19 protein-coding genes are annotated in these 18534 nt (G+C 69.4%); 15 read left to right on the forward strand and 4 right to left on the reverse strand.

The window, feature by feature from the left end; all coding sequences use genetic code 11:
- The 10 genes from AAY78_RS05455 to AAY78_RS05500 all read left to right on the forward strand — a co-directional run bounded on the left by AAY78_RS05455 (position 1) and on the right by AAY78_RS05500 (position 9408).
- Entirely contained in the window at positions 1-1002 is a 1002-nt protein-coding gene (locus AAY78_RS05455; RefSeq protein WP_046747326.1) for a permease prefix domain 1-containing protein, read from the forward strand.
- Positions 1003-1012: 10 nt separating this feature from the next.
- Complete coding sequence (locus tag AAY78_RS05460; RefSeq protein ID WP_046747434.1) at positions 1013-1933, forward strand: 1,4-dihydroxy-2-naphthoyl-CoA synthase; 921 nt, start codon at positions 1013-1015, stop codon at positions 1931-1933.
- A 31-nt stretch (positions 1934-1964) separates the two neighbouring features.
- Positions 1965-3119, forward strand: coding sequence for an AMP-binding protein (locus tag AAY78_RS05465; RefSeq protein ID WP_082108580.1), 1155 nt, complete (start codon positions 1965-1967; stop codon positions 3117-3119).
- Positions 3120-3163: 44 nt separating this feature from the next.
- Positions 3164-3955 carry a class I SAM-dependent methyltransferase gene (locus AAY78_RS05470; RefSeq protein WP_046747327.1) on the forward strand — a complete coding sequence of 264 codons (792 nt, stop codon included), beginning with the start codon at positions 3164-3166 and terminating at the stop codon, positions 3953-3955.
- A gap of 61 nt (positions 3956-4016) precedes the next feature.
- The gene (locus AAY78_RS05475; RefSeq protein ID WP_046747328.1) at positions 4017-5195 is read left to right on the forward strand and encodes a sensor histidine kinase; all 1179 of its coding nucleotides are present in this window, start codon (positions 4017-4019) and stop codon (positions 5193-5195) included.
- Positions 5192-5827, forward strand: coding sequence for a response regulator (locus AAY78_RS05480; RefSeq protein WP_046747329.1), 636 nt, complete (start codon positions 5192-5194; stop codon positions 5825-5827). The genes AAY78_RS05475 and AAY78_RS05480 overlap by 4 nt, the downstream gene beginning before the upstream one ends.
- A gap of 160 nt (positions 5828-5987) precedes the next feature.
- A complete protein-coding gene (locus AAY78_RS05485) occupies positions 5988-6749 on the forward strand; it encodes an ABC transporter ATP-binding protein (protein WP_046747330.1) in 762 nt (253 codons plus the stop codon).
- Positions 6746-8206 (forward strand): ABC transporter permease, encoded by a 1461-nt coding sequence (locus AAY78_RS05490; protein WP_046747331.1) that lies wholly within the window; start codon positions 6746-6748, stop codon positions 8204-8206. The genes AAY78_RS05485 and AAY78_RS05490 overlap by 4 nt, the downstream gene beginning before the upstream one ends.
- Before the next feature lie 18 nt (positions 8207-8224).
- Positions 8225-8884 carry a 2-phosphosulfolactate phosphatase gene (locus tag AAY78_RS05495; RefSeq protein WP_046747332.1) on the forward strand — a complete coding sequence of 220 codons (660 nt, stop codon included), beginning with the start codon at positions 8225-8227 and terminating at the stop codon, positions 8882-8884.
- Positions 8885-8985: 101 nt separating this feature from the next.
- Positions 8986-9408, forward strand: a complete 423-nt coding sequence (locus AAY78_RS05500) for a DUF3054 domain-containing protein (protein ID WP_046747333.1) — start codon at positions 8986-8988, stop codon at positions 9406-9408.
- A gap of 7 nt (positions 9409-9415) precedes the next feature.
- Here the strand turns inward: AAY78_RS05500 and AAY78_RS05505 are convergent, their stop codons facing one another.
- The 4 genes from AAY78_RS05505 to AAY78_RS05520 form a co-directional block, all read right to left on the reverse strand.
- On the reverse strand, positions 9416-9904 hold the full coding sequence (locus tag AAY78_RS05505) for a SprT-like domain-containing protein (RefSeq protein ID WP_046747334.1): 489 nt from the start codon (positions 9902-9904) through the stop codon (positions 9416-9418).
- Positions 9905-9950: 46 nt separating this feature from the next.
- The gene (locus tag AAY78_RS05510) at positions 9951-10478 is read right to left on the reverse strand and encodes a hypothetical protein (protein WP_046747335.1); all 528 of its coding nucleotides are present in this window, start codon (positions 10476-10478) and stop codon (positions 9951-9953) included.
- A 156-nt stretch (positions 10479-10634) separates the two neighbouring features.
- Positions 10635-11495 (reverse strand): spermidine synthase, encoded by an 861-nt coding sequence (locus AAY78_RS05515; RefSeq protein WP_046747336.1) that lies wholly within the window; start codon positions 11493-11495, stop codon positions 10635-10637.
- A 37-nt stretch (positions 11496-11532) separates the two neighbouring features.
- Positions 11533-12804, reverse strand: a complete 1272-nt coding sequence (locus AAY78_RS05520) for an LCP family protein (RefSeq protein ID WP_046747337.1) — start codon at positions 12802-12804, stop codon at positions 11533-11535.
- Positions 12805-12954: 150 nt separating this feature from the next.
- Here AAY78_RS05520 and AAY78_RS05525 point away from each other — a divergent pair, with 150 nt between their 5' ends.
- From AAY78_RS05525 to AAY78_RS05545, 5 genes are read left to right on the forward strand one after another with little or no spacing between them, the layout of a single operon-like run.
- Positions 12955-14244: a sugar ABC transporter substrate-binding protein gene (locus AAY78_RS05525; protein WP_046747338.1), complete on the forward strand. Its 1290-nt coding sequence runs from the start codon at positions 12955-12957 to the stop codon at positions 14242-14244.
- A gap of 15 nt (positions 14245-14259) precedes the next feature.
- On the forward strand, positions 14260-15234 hold the full coding sequence (locus tag AAY78_RS05530) for a carbohydrate ABC transporter permease (protein ID WP_046747339.1): 975 nt from the start codon (positions 14260-14262) through the stop codon (positions 15232-15234).
- On the forward strand, positions 15231-16064 hold the full coding sequence (locus AAY78_RS05535; RefSeq protein WP_017828171.1) for a carbohydrate ABC transporter permease: 834 nt from the start codon (positions 15231-15233) through the stop codon (positions 16062-16064). Before AAY78_RS05530 ends, AAY78_RS05535 begins: the two co-directional genes overlap by 4 nt.
- Positions 16061-17593, forward strand: coding sequence for a glycoside hydrolase family 3 N-terminal domain-containing protein (locus tag AAY78_RS05540; RefSeq protein ID WP_046747340.1), 1533 nt, complete (start codon positions 16061-16063; stop codon positions 17591-17593). Before AAY78_RS05535 ends, AAY78_RS05540 begins: the two co-directional genes overlap by 4 nt.
- Positions 17594-17606: 13 nt before the next feature.
- On the forward strand, positions 17607-18473 hold the full coding sequence (locus AAY78_RS05545; protein ID WP_046747341.1) for a MurR/RpiR family transcriptional regulator: 867 nt from the start codon (positions 17607-17609) through the stop codon (positions 18471-18473).
- Positions 18474-18534: the final 61 nt, after the last annotated feature.

Consider the following 18534-nt stretch of genomic DNA (forward strand, 5'->3'; position numbering starts at 1 on the left):
ATGACCACCACTCTCACCGAACGCTACGTCAGCGCCACGATCCGCAGTCTGCCGCCGGAAGCGCAGGCGGATGTCCGTGCCGAGCTCGAAGCCTCCATCGCCGACGCGGTCGAGGCGCGCGTGGAGCAGGGAGAAGCGCCCGAGGATGCCGAACGCGCGGTACTCACCGAGCTCGGCGATCCCGGCGCTCTCGCGGCAGGCTATGCCGACCGCCCCCTGTACATGATCGGGCCCCGCTACTACCTCACCTGGTGGCGTCTGCTGATCCTGCTGCTCAAGTTCGTCCCTGTCAGCGTTTTCGCCGCCGTCGCGCTGGGCCTGACGATCTCCGCGGCCCCGATCGGGGAGATCATGTCCACGTCGCTCCTCGCGACCGGCGGCACGATTCTCCACCTGTGCTTCTGGACCACCCTGGTCTTCGTGATCCTGGAGCGAGCCGGTACCGACACCGGGGTGAGATGGGATGTCGATCAGCTTCCCGAGCCGACCGACGACGGGGTGGGCCGCAGCGAGCTGATCGCCTCGCTGGTGTTCCTCGGCATCAGTGTCGGAGCGCTGTTCTGGGACCGCTTCCGCGGTTTCGTCCAGGTGGACGGTGAGGCGCTGCCGATCCTGAACCCCCAGCTGTGGCCGTGGGGGATCGGCGTTCTATTCGTGCTGATCGCGGCGGAGGTCGTGTTCGCCTTGGTGCTCCACCGGCGGCGGCGATGGAGCATCGGTCTCGCCGTGGCGAACACGGTGCTGGCCCTGGCCTTCCTCGCCTGGGTCGTGATCCTGCTGCTGACGGATCAGCTCGTGAACCCCGAGTTCCTCGCACAGATCGCGACGGCCGGTGGCGAGGGTTTCGCCGCCGGTCAGGCGGAATCGGCCGACGAAGGCGGGGTGTTCAGGATCCTCGCCGTGCTGCTCGGATTCGGCGTCGCGATCGGGGTCGGGTGGGACATCGTCGACGGCTGGCTCAAGACCGCCCGCGCGAACAGACGACCGGAGCAACAGGAATAGGGTGGATGCCGTGACCGATGCCTTCGTCTCCGACCTGTTCGACCCGGCCGAATGGGTGCTCGCGCCCGGCGCCGAGGACTACACCGACATCACCGCGCACGTCTCGCGGGACGGCGGAGTCGCGCGCATCGCCTTCAACCGGCCGGAGGTGCGCAACGCCTTCCGTCCGCACACGGTCGACGAGCTCTACCGTGCCCTCGACATCGCCCGACAGGATGCGCGCATCGGTGCGGTGCTGCTCACGGGAAACGGACCGAGCCCGAAGGACGGCGGCTGGGCGTTCTGCTCCGGTGGCGACCAGCGCATCCGCGGTCGCGATGGATACAAGTACTCCGACGCCGAGACGGCGATCGTCGACGGGGCGAGCCGCGCGGCGGTCGGTCGACTCCACATCCTCGAGGTGCAGCGGCTCATCCGCTTCATGCCGAAGGTCGTCATCGCGGTGGTGCCGGGGTGGGCGGCCGGCGGCGGCCACTCCCTGCATGTGGTGTGCGACCTCACGATCGCCTCGGCGGAAGAGGCGCGTTTCAAGCAGACGGATGCGGACGTCGGCAGCTTCGACGCCGGATACGGCTCTGCATACATGGCGCGTCAGACCGGACAGAAGTTCGCCAGAGAGGTGTTCTTCCTGGCGGAGGAGTACTCCGCACAGCGCGCGTACGAGGCCGGTGCGGTCAACCGTGTCGTGCCGCACGTCGACCTCGAACGCGAGGCGCTGAAGATGGCGCGCACCGTGTTGACCAAGTCCCCGACCGCCATCCGGATGCTGAAGTTCGCCTTCAACGCGGTCGATGACGGTCTCGTCGGCCAGCAGGTCTTCGCCGGCGAAGCCACTCGCCTCGCCTACGGCACCGACGAGGCCGTCGAGGGGCGCGACTCCTTCCTCGAGAAGCGCGACCCCGACTGGTCGTCCTTCCCCTGGCACTACTGAGTCCGTCGGTCCCACAGAGTCGGAGACACGCATGACCGCCCTGATCCCCACAGATGCCGAAGACCCGGTTCTGCTGCGGGAGGCCCTGCAGCGGGCGCTCGACGGCGGCCCCGCTCTGGGGCTGGGGATGGTGGCCGATGCCCCGGAGAACGTGGCGGACGGACTCGCGGCGGTGATCGCGACGTCGGGATCGAGCGGCATCCCGAAGCGCGTCGCCCTGAGCGGGGAGGCGCTGAGGGCGAGCGCAGAGGCGACGGCGGCACGGATCGGCAGCGGGCGCTGGCTGCTCGCACTGCCCGCCGGCTACGTCGCCGGGCTCCAGGTGCTCGTGCGGTCGATCCTCGCGGGTACGCAGCCCACACGGATCGAGGGGCGATTCTCGCCGCAGGTCTTCGCCGAGGCGACGTACGAGATGATGCGGCCGTCGTCGAGCACGGGGATGCCCGACCTGTACACCTCGCTCGTGCCCGCCCAGGTCTCGACGCTGCTCGACGCCGCGGACGAGACGTCGGTCCGCGCGGCCTTGACGGCGTATCGGGCGATCCTCGTGGGCGGCCAGTCTCTTCCCGAGCCGCTGCGCGAGCGAGCAGCCGACCTCGGGGTGCGACTGGTGCGCACCTACGGTTCGACCGAGACCAGCGGGGGATGCGTCTACGACGGCGTACCGCTCGACACGGTCGGCGTCCGCACGGTGGACGGAGAGCTGCGCATCGCCGGGCCCATGCTCGCCGAAGGATACCTGGGAGATGCGGCACTGACCGCGCGCACCTTCGTGCGTGATGAGCACGGCATCCGCTGGTACCGCACCGGCGACCTCGGCCTCGTCGAAGACGGCACCGTGCGCGTGCACGGCCGGGCCGACAACGTGATCGTCTCCGGCGGCATCAACATCTCCCTCGACCGTGTGGAGCGGGTCGTCCGCCGCGTCCCCGGTCTCCACGAGGCCGTGGTGGTCGGCGTGGAGGATGAGCGGTGGGGCGAGGCATCCGTGATCGTGGCGGCGCGGGGGGAGGTGCTCCGGCGCAGCGAGTCCGAGCAGCTCGCGCACGCCCGGGACGCGGTCGAGGAAGAGCTCGGCAAGCATGCCAGGCCCGCACGGTTGATCGTGGTCGACGAGATCGACGTGCTGTCCTCGGGCAAGCCCGACCGCGAGTCCCTCCGACGGATGGTCGCCGAGCTGCGCTGAGGCGTGCCACGACCGGTCTCGAAGCGCTCTGCCAGACTGACCCCATGGCCTCGTACACGCATGGACACCACGAAACCGTCCTCCGCTCGCACAACGTCCGCGACATCGCGAACTCCGCCGAGTACCTCCGTCCGCACCTCGGGGCCAGCACACGACTTCTCGACGTGGGCGCAGGTCCTGGGAGCATCACGGTCGACTTCGCCGGCATCGTGGCGCACGTGACAGCGACGGAGATCGACGAGAACGCCCTGTCCCTCTCGGAGCGGCTCGCCGCCGATCGCGGCCTCACGAACCTGTCGTTCTCCGTCGAAGACGTGCACGCGCTGAGCTTTCCCGACGAATCCTTCGACGTCGTGCACGCGCACCAGGTGCTCCAGCACGTCGGCGACCCCGTGCAGGCTCTGCGCGAGATGCGCCGCGTCACGGTTCCGGGCGGCGTCGTCGCCGCACGCGATGCCGACTACGCGGGCTTCGTGTGGTTCCCCGTGCTGCCGGAGCTCGACCGGTGGCTCGCGCTGTATCGCGCCGCGGCCAGGGCCAACGGCGGAGAGCCGGATGCGGGACGACGGTTGTTGGCCTGGGCACGCGCTGCGGGCTTCACCGACATCTCGGCGACGGCGTCGACCTGGTGCTACGCGTCTCCGGAAGAGCGGGCTTGGTGGGGCGGCATGTGGGCCGACCGTATCCTCGAATCCGCGCTCGCACGGCAGCTCGTCGACAGCGACATGGCGACGCCCGCTGATCTACAGGAGATCAGCGACGCCTGGAAGCGCTGGGCCGATGACGGCGACGGCTGGTACCTGGTGCCGCACGGCGAGATCGTCGCACGCGCCTGACCTGGCACGGATACATCCCTCGACGGATGCCCACGCGCAGACGCTCGCGTAGCGTGGGGGAGTGATCCGCCCGCTCTCCCGCACCGCGCTGATCCTCGACATCGTCGGGGCGGCGTTGCTCTTCCTCGTGCTCGCACCGATGTCGCTGGTGTTCTACGGGCCCGTCACGGACAACCCGGCCGTCGGCGGCGCGGCGATCGTGATCCTCGTCTTCGCGAGCGTGCTCATGTCCGGCGCCGTCGCCATCGGACGGCTCGCGCCCGGATGGGCGTTGGCCGCTGCCTGGGCCGGCGCCGTGCTGCAGATGATCGCCGGTTTCGGGCCGCTGCCGATCGACGTCGCGATCCTGCTGGTGCTGTACGCGACCTCCGCCTGGGGGACGCGCCGGGTGCTCTGGTGGGGATTCGGTTCAGCGCTCTTCGGCGGTCTCGTGGCCGCCGTATTCATGGTGATCGTCAACGGTGTGGCGTTCGGAACCGGCGACGGATGGCAGAAGATCACCACGGGGACGCTGCTCCTCGTGCTCTCGGTCATGGCGCTCGGCTTCGCCTGGGTGTGCGGCCTGCTGTGGCGTGTCGTGCTGCGCGCGCGCCGAACGAGGTCGGCCCAGCTGCAGGCCGAGTCCCTCGCCGCCGAGGAGCAGGAACGGGTGCGCATCGCGCGCGACATGCATGACGTGGTCGCGCATTCGCTGGCCGTGGTGATCGCCCAGGCGGACGGTGCCAGGTACGCGGCCGCGGTGCAGCCCGAAGTGGCGACCGAGGCTCTCGGCACCATCGCCCAGACCGCGCGCGGAGCTCTGAGCGACGTACGGATGCTGCTCACGCAGTTGCGGCATCGACAGGGCGACGGTCCGCAGCCGACGCTCGCCGACCTCGAGGCGCTGTTCGCGCAGGTGCGGCAGGCCGGGATCGAGCCGCGCGTCACCGTGGATCCGATGCCGCCGGGGGAGCCGCCCGCCGCGATCCAGCTCGCCGTGTACCGCATCCTCCAGGAGGCGCTCACGAACGCGATCCGCCACGGAGACGGCGCGGTCGACGTGCACATCGCCTGGCTTCCCGACCGCGTCGACGTCGATGTGCGGAACACGGTCGCGAGCGAGGCGACCTCCGTCCCCGGCGGACACGGGCTCATCGGCATGCGTGAGCGTGCGCAGCTCGTCGGCGGTAGTCTGCAAGCCGAGCGCAGAGGGACACAGTTCGTCGTCCACGCCACGCTCCCGATCGGAGTCTCCGAATGATCAGAGTCGTGCTCGTCGACGACCAGGCGCTCTTCCGTGCCGGAATCCGGATGCTCATCGCGTCACAGCCCGACCTCGAGGTGGTCGGCGAAGCCGGCAACGGCCAGGAGGCGATCGACGTCGTCCGCACGACCCGCCCCGACGTGGTGATGATGGACATCCGGATGCCGGTGATGGACGGGCTCACGGCGACTGCGGAGATCCTGACCCGCCCTGATGCCCCGCGCGTCGTCATGCTCACCACGTTCGATCTGGATGAGGCAGCGGCGAGGGCGATCCGGCAGGGCGCGAGCGGATTCCTCCTCAAGGACGCCGACCCCGAGTTCCTGCTCGCGGCGATCCGCACGGTGCACTCCGGGTCGAGCGTGATCGCTGCTTCGGCGACCCGCGATCTCTTCGAGCACTTCGCCGAGGCTCCCAAACCCGTTCCGCCGCAGTATGCCGACCTGACGGACCGGGAGAGGGAGATCTTCGCGCTCGCGGCCCGAGGGCTGTCGAATGCCGAGATCGCGAGCCGGGAGTACCTGAGCGAGGCGACGGTGAAGACGCACATCAGCAGGATCCTCAGCAAGCTGGCGCTGCGCGACCGGGTGCAGCTCGTGGTGTTCGCCTTCGAGCACGGCCTCGCCTGACGCAGACATCCCCTGACGTACGTCTCGCCTGACGCACGTCTCGCCTGACGCACGCCTCGCCTGACGCACGCCTGGGTGTGACGGGATCATCCTTGCGATGTATGCCGATGAGCCCCGCGGGCGATGACCCGCCACGGGCGGCGGAAATAGCGTCGGGGACATGGAGATCACGACCACCGACCTGGGGCTCGCCGCCCGCGTCCAGCACCTGAAGAAGACCTACGGCTCCGGCGAGGGCACCGTCCACGCACTGGACGACGTCAGCGTGGGCATCCGCCGCGGGCAGTTCACCGCCATCATGGGGCCTTCGGGTTCCGGCAAGTCGACCCTGATGCACATCATGGCGGGACTCGACAGCCCGACCGAGGGACGCGCGTGGATCGGCGACACCGAGATCACCGGCCTGGGCGACATCGACCTCACCATCCTGCGGCGTCGCCGGGTCGGCTTCATCTTCCAGGCCTTCAACCTCGTCCCGACGCTCGACACCCTCGGCAACATCATGCTCCCGTTCGAGCTCGACGGTCGTCGTCCGAGTGCGATCGAGCGGGCGCGCATCGACGGGCTCGTCGAGACGCTCGGCCTGGGCTCGCGGCTCTCCCACCGACCGCACCAGCTGTCCGGGGGTCAGCAGCAGCGTGTCGCCATCGCCCGCGCCCTCGCCACCGCGCCCGACCTCGTGTTCGCCGATGAGCCCACCGGCAACCTCGACTCCAAGACCGGCCGTGAGGTGCTGCGCCTGCTCGCCACCGCGAGCCGCGAGCACGGGCAGTCGATCGCGATGGTCACGCACGACGCGATCGCCGCCAGCCACGCCGACCGCGTGCTCTACCTCGGCGACGGACGCATCGTCGCCGACCACCCCCGTCAGACCGCTGAGGAGATCTCGGCCTACATGCTCGCCGCGGAGGTGGCCGCATGAGCGCCGTCGCCACGGTCGTCCCCGAGACTCGGGCGACCGGACCCCGACTCGCGTGGTTGCGCGACCGCGGGATGGGCGCCAGCATCCTGGTCGCGGCACTGTCCGCGGCGTTCGGCGTGCTCCTCGTGGAGATCACCGCCTACATCGGCGCCGTGCTGCAGAACGATCCGTTCATCGGCGACAGCGAGACTCTCGCCTTCGTCGTCGCCCTGCTCTCCGTCCTGTTGACCGTCGTCGCGATGTACGTCGCGGCCATCGTCACCGCCAACACCTTCTCGACGATCATCGCCGGCCGTACGCGGCAGATCGCGCTCATGCGCCTGATCGGAGCGACCGCGCGCTCCCAGCGGGCCGAGGTCGGCAGGCAGGGACTCGTCGTCGGACTCCTCGGAGCAGCGATCGGCCTGCTGGTCGGGATCGGGCTCGCGGCCGTCGGAGTGCAGATCGGCGGGCAGCTGATCACCAATGCCCCGTCCGATTTCTCCCTCGCTCAGCCCTTCGTGGCGCTTCCGGCGATCGGGGTGGCCCTCACGACATGGGCGGCGGCCTGGGCCGGTTCCCGACGCGTGCTCGCGGTGACCCCGCTGCAGTCGCTGGGCGGTTCGGTCGAGCGCACCCTCGACGAGGTCTCCGGCAAGCCGGGCCGGCACATCGGCGCCTGGGTGCTGCTCATCGCCGGTGCGCTGCTCCTGGTCGGCGGGGTTCTGGTGGGGCTCATGACGCCGCTCGGCGTCGTCGTGGCGTTCGTCGGCGGTGTGCTCTCGTTCACCGGCCTCGCGCTCGGATCCGTGCTGTTCATGCCGCCCGTGCTGCGTCTGGTCGGCCGGATGTTCGGGTCGAGCGCCACCGCTCGCCTCGCCGCCGAGAACGCGCTGCGATACCCCGAGCGTTCGTCGCGGATGGCGATCGGCGTGGTGATGGGTGTGACCCTGGTGACGATGTTCGCCGTGGCCCTGGAATCGGCCAAGGCGTTGATGATGAGCCAGTCGACGGGAGAGGTCCCTCCGGAGTTCTTCGCCCCGATGGACGCTTTCGCGGCGGTGATGATGGTGCTGGTCGCCGTCTCCGCGGTGATCGCCGCAGTCGGCCTCGTGAACCTCCTCACGATCGGAGTGGTGCAGCGACGCAGGGAGCTCGGACTGCTGCGCTCGATCGGTCTGTCGAATCGCCAGGTGCGACGGATGGTGCTGCTCGAAGCCACGCACATCACGGTCGCGGCGACTCTGACGGGCCTCGTGCTCGGGGTCGTGTACGGCTGGATCGCCGCGCAGTCGCTGCTCGGTTCGGTGCCGACGTTGCCGGACTTCACACCGGCGGGACTCGTCGCGCCCCAGATCCCGTGGGTTCCCGTGGTCATCATCGTCGTCGCGACAGCGGTGCTCACGCTGGTGGCGGCCGCGACGCCGACGCGACTGGCGACCAGGGTGGCCCCGGTCGAGGCTCTCGCAGCCGACTGACGCCTCTAGGCTGGTCGGGTGCCGTCGCCGTTCGATCAGTCCACGTATCAGGTCCGCCTCGACTGGGGGACAGCCGGTCTCGACCGGCTCGCCGGCGCCGACGTCGTCGTGGTCGTCGATGTGCTGAGGTTCTCCTCGATCGTCGTCGACGCCGTCGCGTCCGGCGCCGAGGTCGGCCTGGCCGAGGCGGAGACCTGGTCGCGCAACGGCGCGGCGGTCGCGGTCGCAGCCTCCCGCGATTCGACGGTGCTCGTGGGAAGCATCCGCAACGCCGGCGCCGTCGCTCGCGCGGTGCAGACCATCCAGGAGCGTCGGCAGGCACGCACCTCCGTCGCCGTCATCGCGGCGGGCGAGCTCGACGAGAACGAGCTTCTCCGGTTCGCCGTGGAAGACCAGCTCGGTGCGGGCGCGGTCATCGCCGCTCTCTCGGCTCGGGGCATCGATCACACGGCCCCGGACGCCGCGGTCGCCGCCGAGGGGTTCCACGCGCTCCGCGCCGCCGTGCGGCATATGGTCGGGGCGAGCGGTTCCGGGCGGGAGATCGCGGGCGGAATCGCGGCGACGGCCCGCATCGAAGCAGCAGGACTGACACCCACCACGGTCGCCGACGCGGCGGTGCTCGACGCGGTCGACGTCGTCCCCGTGCTGCGTGATGGGGTGTTCACCCGCTTCGAGTGATGTCGCCTCGGCCCGTCCGGAGCGATCCCGCCGGCACGCAGATGTGTGCCGGATGCCGCGGGGCAGGCGCCGGTGCGGGCGAGGACACGTAGGGTCGTGTCATGAGGTACCTTCCCGCTGTCGTCGTCGACGTCGTGCTCGTGCTGATCTTCGCGGCGATCGGTCGCGCCTCCCATGACGAGAACCCCGCCGGGTTCCTCCTCACGGCATGGCCGTTCCTGATCGCCCTCCTGGTGGGGCATGCCCTCGCGGCCCTGTTGCCTGGTCGACCCCGCCGCCCCTGGTCGTTGCTGTGGGGCGCGGTGGTCTGGATCGTGACGGTCGCCGGTGGCATGCTCATCCGCGTGCTGAGCGGTGATACGGCGGAGGTGCCCTTCATCATCGTCGCGACGCTCGTGCTGGGGGTGTTCCTGGTCGGCTGGCGCGCGATCGCGGCGCTGGTGCGTCGCCGGCGCAGCTCGGCGGAGAGCATCGACGGATCCGCACCGGTCGAGACGGAGGGCGTCGACGACTCCGACAGGTGAGTCGCGGTCAGCGCGGGAGCTGCGCGGCGAGCCGCACGTCGCTCGTGATCTCACGTCGGGTCCAGGCGAACAGGTGCCGGGAGTCGAATGTGCGCGAGCAGCGTGCACACGACGTCGGCCTCGTGGGCCGGCGGTGCCGGTACGTGACGTGCCCGGCAGGGCAGCTGCCCACCCAGGGCGCGAGCTCCACCGCCGTCTCGCCGCGATGGGTGGTGCCGCCGACGTAGCCGAGGTCGCGGGCGACGCGCTTCCAGATCGGTCCGTGGGCGGCTTCGTGGCCGGCGAGGGCGTGCGCGACCTCATGCAGCAGCACCTGGTGGATGTCGTCGTCGTCGAAGCGCGCGGCGAGGTAGCGCGACACGGTGATCCGCTTCTTCGTGTAGTCGCACTGACCGGCCCGACGCTTGGCGTTGTCGAAGCCGAACGACCAGCTGTCGTCGAGATGCAGCGTGATCAGTGCCTCGCCCCAGACGCGCACACGGTCAAGTTCCGCCATGCGATCAGGCTAAGCCATGCCGGTGACATCGCGGCCGCGCCGGGCCTCAGCCGGGGATGAGCTGCGGCGGGCGCCGACGCTCGACCGCTTCGATCGCCAGGAGCGCGGTCTCGAGCTCGCTGTCTTCGGCCCCGGACTCGCGACGCAGGAACAGCGACTGCTTGAAGCTCTCGCGCGCGGTCTCGTAGTCGCCGGCGTCGTAGGCGTTCTTGCCATGGTGCTGGTACGCGAAGGCCGCGATCGACAGCCACCGCTGGCCCTCGGCCTCGGCGGCGCAGGTCGCGAGCTCCTGTTCCGCTGCGGCGTGCGCACCCCGATACTGCAGGATCGTCGCGTGCAGCACGCGTGCGCGAAGCACGTCCTTGCGAGTCCCCGCCATGCGCGCCTGGCGCACCGTCTCGTCCGCCAGTGCGAGCGCTTCGTCGAGGCGATCGAGCACCTTCAGCAGCCACACGCGCTCCAGCAGAGCGGGCAGGCTGCGCTGCGAATCGATCTCCGCGAGACGGGCCTCGCACTCATCGAGATCGACCTTTTCGCGGAGGGTCTCCTGGTCGTATCCCCGGATGAAACTCATTGCTCTCCTTCCGCAGCGTCCCCATCCAGTCTGCCTTCCGTGCGCGGGGTCCACCCGACGGCGCGCCCTGGTCCGCCGCATCCTGATTTCGACACGCCGCCATCGCTTTCCGGGGGCGCCGTCCGAGCCGGTCGCGCGCGGGGAGCGGGCGGTGCGTCAGCGCAGGAACAGCGAGGCGTCCGGCCGCGGTGAGGCGACGGCGTCGGCGTCGGTCACGATCCGCGCCCCCTGGATGAAGGCGTCGACCTCGGCGCCCTGAGCGATCTTGGCGGGATGGGGCCCCGCGGCCAGGATGCGCGGCAGCCACTCCGTCGGCAGGGGAGCGGCGGAGGCGGCGACGACGAGGTTCCCGAAGCGCCGGCCCTTGAGCACCTGGGTGTCGGCCAGGATGCCGACCTCCGGAAGCACGTCCGCGATCGTCGCGGCCTGGCGGCGGGCGAAAGCGAGTCCCGGCCCGTCGGCGACGTTGACGAGGAGCACCCCGCCCGGGGCCAGCAGCTCTGCGAGTTCCCGGTAGAACTCGACGCTGGTGAGATGCGCGGGTGTCTGCGCGCCCGAGTAGACATCGGAGACGACGAGGTCGCAGCTCGCGCGGAGCGCGCTCGGCAGCTTGGCGACTCCTTCGCGGGCATCGCCGATCCTGATCCGGATCGGCGCTCCCTTCGGCAACGGGAGGTGTTCGCGCACCAGCTGCGCGAGCGGAGCCTCGAGCTCGATCACCTGTTGACGTGAGCCGGGCCGCGTCGCGTCGATGTAGCGCGGTACGGTCAGCGCGCCGGCCCCGAGGTGCACGGCGGTCAGGGGGCCGGGGGCGAGCTGATCGATGACCGCGCCCATGCGGACGATGTACTCGAAGTGCAGGTGCGTCGGGTCGTCGAGGTCGACATGGGACTGCGGGGTGCCGTCGACGATGAGCTCGAAGCCGCTCGTGAACTCCGAGGGCACGATGCCGGCGACGCCGCCGTGGTCCAGCCGGACCTGGGGATGCTCGGTGTCGCGCGATCTCGTCCGGCCCATGGGCACGAGCCTACGCGCTGCTCAGCGTCTCAGCGGCTCAGCGCTGCTTGCCGTTCGCACACGTCTCCTGATCGACCGTCTGCCCGGAGATCGCCGAGTCGAGCGTCGCACGGGGAGACGGGGCGTCCGTGGCAGGAGCATCCGTCGCCGGCGGGTCCGTCACCGGAGCCTCGCCTTCCGTGCCCGGCGCAGGTTCGACGAGTTCGACGCCCCCGTTGTTGCTGACGTCGCCGGTGAGCTGCACGGGCTGACCCGCTTTCAGAGCGTCCCAGATGGTCGCGGCGGCCTGCTCGTTCGGGATCACGCGGTCGGAGTCGTCGGGGTCGGCGAAGACCGGGTACTGGAGGAACACGAACTCGGAGAACGGCACGTCCTTGATCGACAGGGCCAGCTGGGCGAGCCGGATGGGGTTTCCCAGCTCGACGCTCGGATCGATGTTGTCCACGATGGTGTCGGCGAGCCCCAGCACCTTGCCGGGATCGGACAGCACCTCGTCGCTCATGATCTTCTTCACGAGGCGGGACATGTACTGCTGCTGGTTCGACACGCGCGCCATGTCGCTCTCATCGCCGACGCCGTGCCGCGTGCGGATGAACTGCAGGGCCTCGTAGCCCGATACGGTGCGCAGACCCGGCTCCCAGTCGAGCGCGGTGTGCCGGTCGCGGATGCCGTCACCGCCGATGCACACCTCGACGCCGCCGATCGCGTCGGTCACCTCCATCACGCCGTCGAAGTCGATCTTCGCCGCGAACGGGATCTCGATCCCGGTGAGCTCGGTGACGGTTTTCGCGACGCACGACATCCCGGCGTTCTGATAGATCGAGTTGATCTGCGTCTTGCGGGTCTCCGAGGCGATCGATCCGTCTTCTCTGGTGCACTCCGGCGTAGGGATCATGAGGTCGCGGGGAAGCGAGACGACGGTGACGTTGCGCGGCTCCGCCGAGACGTGGACCAGGAGGTTCACGTCGTTGAGGATCCCACCGTCGGCCTTCGAGCAGCGCTCGCCCAGCAGACCCGTCGACACGGCACCGCATTCGTCGGTGCCGAGGACGAGGATGCTGAACTCCCCGGGGTAGGCGCTGATGGACGGCGGCTCCACCTCGGGGGCATCCTCCAACGCGACGGCGCCCTCGTTGAAGCGGTTGAAGTAGTCGGTGACGACGAACGCGGCGACCGCGATCGCGGCGACGAGGATGACACCGACGGAGATCCCGGCGATCTTCAGGAATCCTCTGGCGGGCTTCTGGGCGGGGAGTGTCGCGTGGCGAGCGACCGTCGAGCGGTCGTTGTCAGGAGTGCGGCGAACCATCCGGGGAGCCTACCGGGGGAACCTGATGTTACGGCCACATGACGATTGTGAGAGGAACTTGCAGGTAATTAGTTAGTCGTGGATACTTTTTCCTAACCCCCGGTGAGTACCCGATGCTTGCCAGGACTTTTCAAAGAGGAGATCCCCGCAATGCACAAGCGCATTCTCTCGGCTGTGGCGCTCGGCGCCGTGGCCACGCTCGCCCTCGCCGGTTGCGCCGGCGGCAGCGACACCGGCTCCACCGACGGCAAGGGCCAGGAGCTCACCGTCTGGATCATGAAGGGCACCAACCCCGACGCCTCCGCCTTCTACGACAAGGTGTCCGACGCCTTCGAGAAGGAGACCGGCGCGACGGTCAAGATCGAGGAGATCCAGTGGGCCGACGCCCACGACCGCTTCGTGACCTCCATCGCCGGTGGCACGACCCCCGACATCGCCGAGACCGGCACCACCTGGACCGCGGAGTTCGCCGACGCTGGCGCGCTCGAGCCGCTCGATGAGTACGTCGACGCCGAGAAGGGCCTCCGCGACGACCTCGTCGAGGGCCTCGAAGTCGCCGGCACCTACGACGGCGAGCTGTACGGCATGCCGTGGTACGCGGGCGTCCGCTCGCTGGTCTACCGCGCCGACGTGTTCGAGGAGCTCGGTCTCGAGGCTCCGAAGACGTGGGACGACATCGTCGCCGCAGGTGAGGCCATCAAGGCAGCCAAGCCCGACATGCTCCCCTTCCCGGTCCCCGGTGACGCCGAGTTCCAGGTCTACCCCTGGGTCTGGGGCGCCGGCGGAGAGATCGCCACGAAGGACGGCAAGACCTGGACCAGCGAGCTGGACAGCACGCAGTCGCAGGCCGGCATCGAGTTCTACACGGGCCTGGCCACCGAGCACGGCTTCTCCTCCGCTGGTGCCACCACGTGGAAGGAGACCGACCTCCGCGACGCGTTCACGCAGAGCAACGTCGCCATGATGCTCTCCGGCTCCTGGACGCCGAAGTCGCTCATCGAGGCGAACCCCGACCTCGAGGGCAAGATCGGCGCAGCCGTCATCCCGGGTGAGGACGGTGGAATCGCTCCGTCCGTGCTCGGCGGATCGCACCTCTCCGTGTTCAACACGACCAAGAACGCCGACCTCGCGTGGGAGTTCGTCAAGCTCATGACCACCGGCGAGTTCGCCGAGCAGTGGTCGAACGAGACCGGCTACTTCCCGGGCGTCCAGTCCGCGATGGAAGAGGCGCTGGCCTCGACCGACCCGCTGGTCGCACCGTTCGCCGAGCAGATGGTCGACGGCGGCGCATCCGTCCCGGTCACCCCGAACTTCGGCGCCGTGCAGGCGAAGAAGACGACCAACTCCATGATCCAGGCCATCCTCAGCGGGCAGAAGGACGTCGCGACCGCGACGAAGGACGCCGCCGCCGAGATGACCGAACTCCTCAACCAGAAGTAAGGAAGCATTCCTTCCATGTCGATGGTGCAAGCGCCACTGCCGGCCACGGAAGCGGAGTCCCCCTCCGCTCCCGTGGCCGGCGGCCGGAAGCGACGCGGTCTCTCGGTCGTCGCGGCCCGCCCCTGGCTCCTTCTCGCGCCCGGGCTGGCCATCCTCGCGGTGCTCATGCTCTGGCCGCTCATCCAGGTGTTCATCTACTCGCTGCAGGACTACGGTCTGCGCGAGATCAACACCGGGGAGAACAACTGGATCGGTCTCGACAACTACGTCGAGGCGCTCACCAACCCGACTCTCTGGACGGTGGTGCTGCCGAACACCGTCGGCTTCGCCGCCGTGGCCGTGTTCGTCACGGTTGCTGTCGGCACGCTCGTGGCGCTGCTGCTCGCGCGGCTGGGCACCACCTGGCGCGTCATCGTCTCCAGCTGCATCATGGTCGCCTGGGCGATGCCCGCGGTGACCGGAACGTACGTCTGGACCTTCATCTTCGATGCCGACCGCGGCATCTTCAACACCGTCCTGCGCGACCTCGGCCTGATGGACGATCCCGTGAACTGGTTCACGAACCAGTGGTCGTTCTATGCCATCGTGCTCCTCAACGTCGTGCACCACGGCTTCCCGTTCGTCGCCATCACGGTGCTCGCCGGCCTGCTGGGGGTCTCGAAGGAGATGCTCGAAGCCGCCGCGCTCGACGGCGCCGGTGCATGGCGCCGGTTCTGGAAGATCATCTTCCCCACGCTCAAGCCCGTGTTCTCGGTCGTGATCATCCTCTCCACCATCTGGGACTTCAAGGTCTTCGCGCAGGTGTACCTGATGCCCGGTGGTGGCGGTGGCAACCGTCAGGTGCTGAACCTCGGCGTCTGGTCGTACGTGGAGTCCTTCGGCCAGAACCGGTACGGCTTCGGTGCGGCTCTCGCCGTGCTGCTCACCCTGGTGCTGATCGGCATCACGATCGTCTACATCCGCTCCCTCATGAAGGAGGACGAGCTGTGAACCCGCGTCCGAGGCTCCGCTCCCGCATCGGAATCGGGATCGCGGTCGCCGCCGTCCTGATCTTCACCCTCTTCCCCGTCTACTGGATGGTCTCCAGCGCCTTCGACGGCAAGGCGTCCAGCGGTGGACAGTCGCTCCTCCCGCAGGAGTTCACGTGGGACAACTTCGCCTTCGTGCTCACCGACGGCGGATTCGGCACGTACCTGCGCAACTCGGCGATCGTGGCGCTCGTCACGGTGCTCGTGAGCGCTCTGGTGTGCCTGCTCGCCGCGGTCGCGGTCGCGCGCTTCAAGTTCAAGTTCCGCACCACGATCCTGATGATGATCCTGATCGTGCAGATGGTGCCGCTCGAGGCGCTCGTGATCCCGCTGTTCCTGCAGGTGAAGAGCCTCGGCCTGCTCAACAGCATCCTCGGACTGATGGTCGTGTACGTCGCGCTGTCGCTCGCGTTCGGCATCTGGATGCTGCGCGGCTTCGTCGCCGCCGTTCCGGTCGAGCTCGAAGAGGCCGCGTACATCGACGGCGCGAGCTGGTGGCGCATGTTCCGTTCGGTGCTGCTGCCGCTGGTCATGCCCGGTCTCGTCGCGACCAGCATCTTCAGCTTCATCACCGCATGGAACGAGTTCATCTTCGCGATGACCATCCTGGGGGCGCAGACCGACCAGTACACCGTCTCGATCGGTCTGAAGTCGTTCTTCGGCCTGCACTCCAACGACTGGGGCAGCATCATGGCCGCGTCGACCATCATCACGGTGCCCGTCATGATCTTCTTCGTGCTGGTGCAGCGCAAGCTCGCCTCCGGCATGGTGGCAGGAGCGGTGAAGGGATGACCGACGAGCTCGAACGTCTCGCGAACGGCGTGCTGTGGCCGGGCTTCTTCGGCACCGAGGCGCCCGCGTGGCTGCGAGACGAACTGCGTGAAGGGCTGGCCGGAGTCGTGTACTTCGGGCAGAACGTCGGAGAGGGCCTGCCTGCGCTGAGCGCCCAGATCCTCGACGCGAACCCGAATGCCCTGATCGGCATCGACGAGGAGGGCGGCAGCGTCACCCGGCTCGAGTCCGCCACCGGGTCGACGGTTCCCGGTGCCGCGCAGCTCGGCCTACTCGACGATCTCGTCGCCTCGGAGGAGACCGGAGCGGAGTTGGCACGTCGCGTGCGTGCGGTCGGCGCCAACGTCGTGCTCGGTCCGGTCGCCGACGTGAACACCGACCCCCGCAACCCGGTCATCGGCGTTCGCGCGTTCGGTGACGACGAGGCGCTCGTCTCCCGGCACGTGGTCGCGACGATCGACGGCATCCAGGACGGCGCGGTCGCGGCGTGCGTGAAGCACTTCCCCGGTCACGGCGACACCCACATGGACTCGCACCACTCGCTTCCCGAGATCACGCTCGACCTCGAGGAGTTCGAGCGTGTGCATCTGGAGCCGTTCCGCGCGGCGATCGATGCGGGCGTCGATGCCGTCATGACCGCTCACATCGTGGTCCCGGCTTGGGGCGAGCAGCCGGCCACCCTCAATCCGCGTGTGCTCGGCATGCTGCGCGACTGGGGCTATGACGGCGTCATCATCACCGATGCTCTCGACATGGCGGCCATCCGCGAGACGGTCGGACTCGGCGGGGGAGCGGCCATGGCCCTCGCCGCCGGAGCCGACCTCCTGTGCATCGGAAACCCGACCAACCCGGGCGATGCGGCTCTGCCCGACCAGGACGAGCAGGACTTCCGCGCGGCGAGAGACGGGATCGTCGCGGCTCTCCGCGACGGCTCGCTCCCGCGTGAGCGCGTCGAGGAGGCAGCAGCCAGGGTCGCTGCGCTCGCGACCAAGCTCCGCTCCGCCGCGGCCGCGGTAGAAGCCACGCAGGAGCCGACAGGCGACTTCGACGCCGCCGGGATCCTGCGCCGAATGGTGACGATCTCCGGAGGTACTCCCGAGGTGTCGACGGAGCTCGCCGTCATCGATGCGCGTCGCCGATCGACACTGGCGGTCGACAGCGCGGGTTCGTACGTCGCGAGTGCGCTCGCGGAGGAGGGCCTGCGCGTGCGTCTCGACGTGGCGTCCGCGCCGCTGTCCGAGCAGGACCGGGTGCTCGACGAGATGGCGGCCGCGGCGGCCACAGCCTCCGCGACGACCGTGCTCCTGATCGACCGGCCGGACACCGACGCCGCGCAGCGGGCACTCGTCGAACGTGCTGCCGTGCGCGATCCGCACGCTGTGGTCGTCAACGTGGGGCTTCCGACGGCGCAGCCGTTGCCCCTGCCGACCGTGGAAGTCGCCGCAGCCAGTAGGCTCGGTGCCCAGACGGCGCGTGAAGCACTCCTCGGACGCTTCACGGCGCAGCAGAGGATGACCAGCGCCGGCTGAGACAGGACCCTCCATGGACGATGACGTTCTCGCTCTGGTGCGGCGCTCCCTTCCCAAGGTGAGCGCCGCAGAGGCGCGCGTCGCGGAGAAGATCCTGGGCGACCCGACCCTGGTCGTCGATCTGGCGATCAACGACCTCGCCCAGCTCTGTCAGACCTCGCTCTCGACGGTCGCCCGCTACGCCCAGTCCCTCGGATACAGCGGCTACCGCGAACTCAGGGTCGCGGTCGCCCGCGCGATCACCCTGGAGCAGGCGCAGCAGGCACGGTTCGGTCTGGACACCACCGCGATCGACCCCGACGACGGTCCGAGCGCGATCGCCGCCAAGCTCGCCGCCCAGGAGATCGACGCGATCGAGAAGACCGCGCTCGCCCTCGACGCGGCCGCGCTCGACAGGGTCGCCCGTGCGGTCGTCGATGCCCGGCACATCGATCTCTTCGGCCAGGCCGCGTCATCGCTGACGGCGCAGGACCTGCAGCTGAAGCTGTCGCGCATCGGCTGCTCCGTCTCGCACTCGGCCGACCCGCACCTCGCGGTCACGACGGCTTCGCTGCGCAGTGCCGCCGACGTGGCGATCGCGTTCTCCCACGGCGGCGAGACCACCGAGACACTGCGTGCCCTCGAGGTCGCGCGCGACGCCGGTGCGCTCGCGGTCGCGGTCACCAGCGCTGCGGACTCGCCTGTGGCACTGGCGGCCGATGTCGTGCTGCTCACGCACGCGCACGAATCCCCCTTCCGGATGGCCGCGATGTCGAGCCGCATCGCACAGCTCGCGCTCGTCGATGTGCTCTTCGTGCGGGTCGTGCAGCACCGCGGGGAGCCGGTCGCCGTCTCGCTGCAGCGCACTCACGACGCGGTCCCGGCCCGGCGTCGCAGCTGAGGCCCGCCGTCGCAGCTGAGACCCGGCGTCGCAGCTGAGGCCCGGCGCGAGAAGCACCGGT

Source organism: Microbacterium sp. Ag1, assembly GCF_001005635.1.
Classification (GTDB): Bacteria; Actinomycetota; Actinomycetes; order Actinomycetales; family Microbacteriaceae; genus Microbacterium; species Microbacterium oxydans.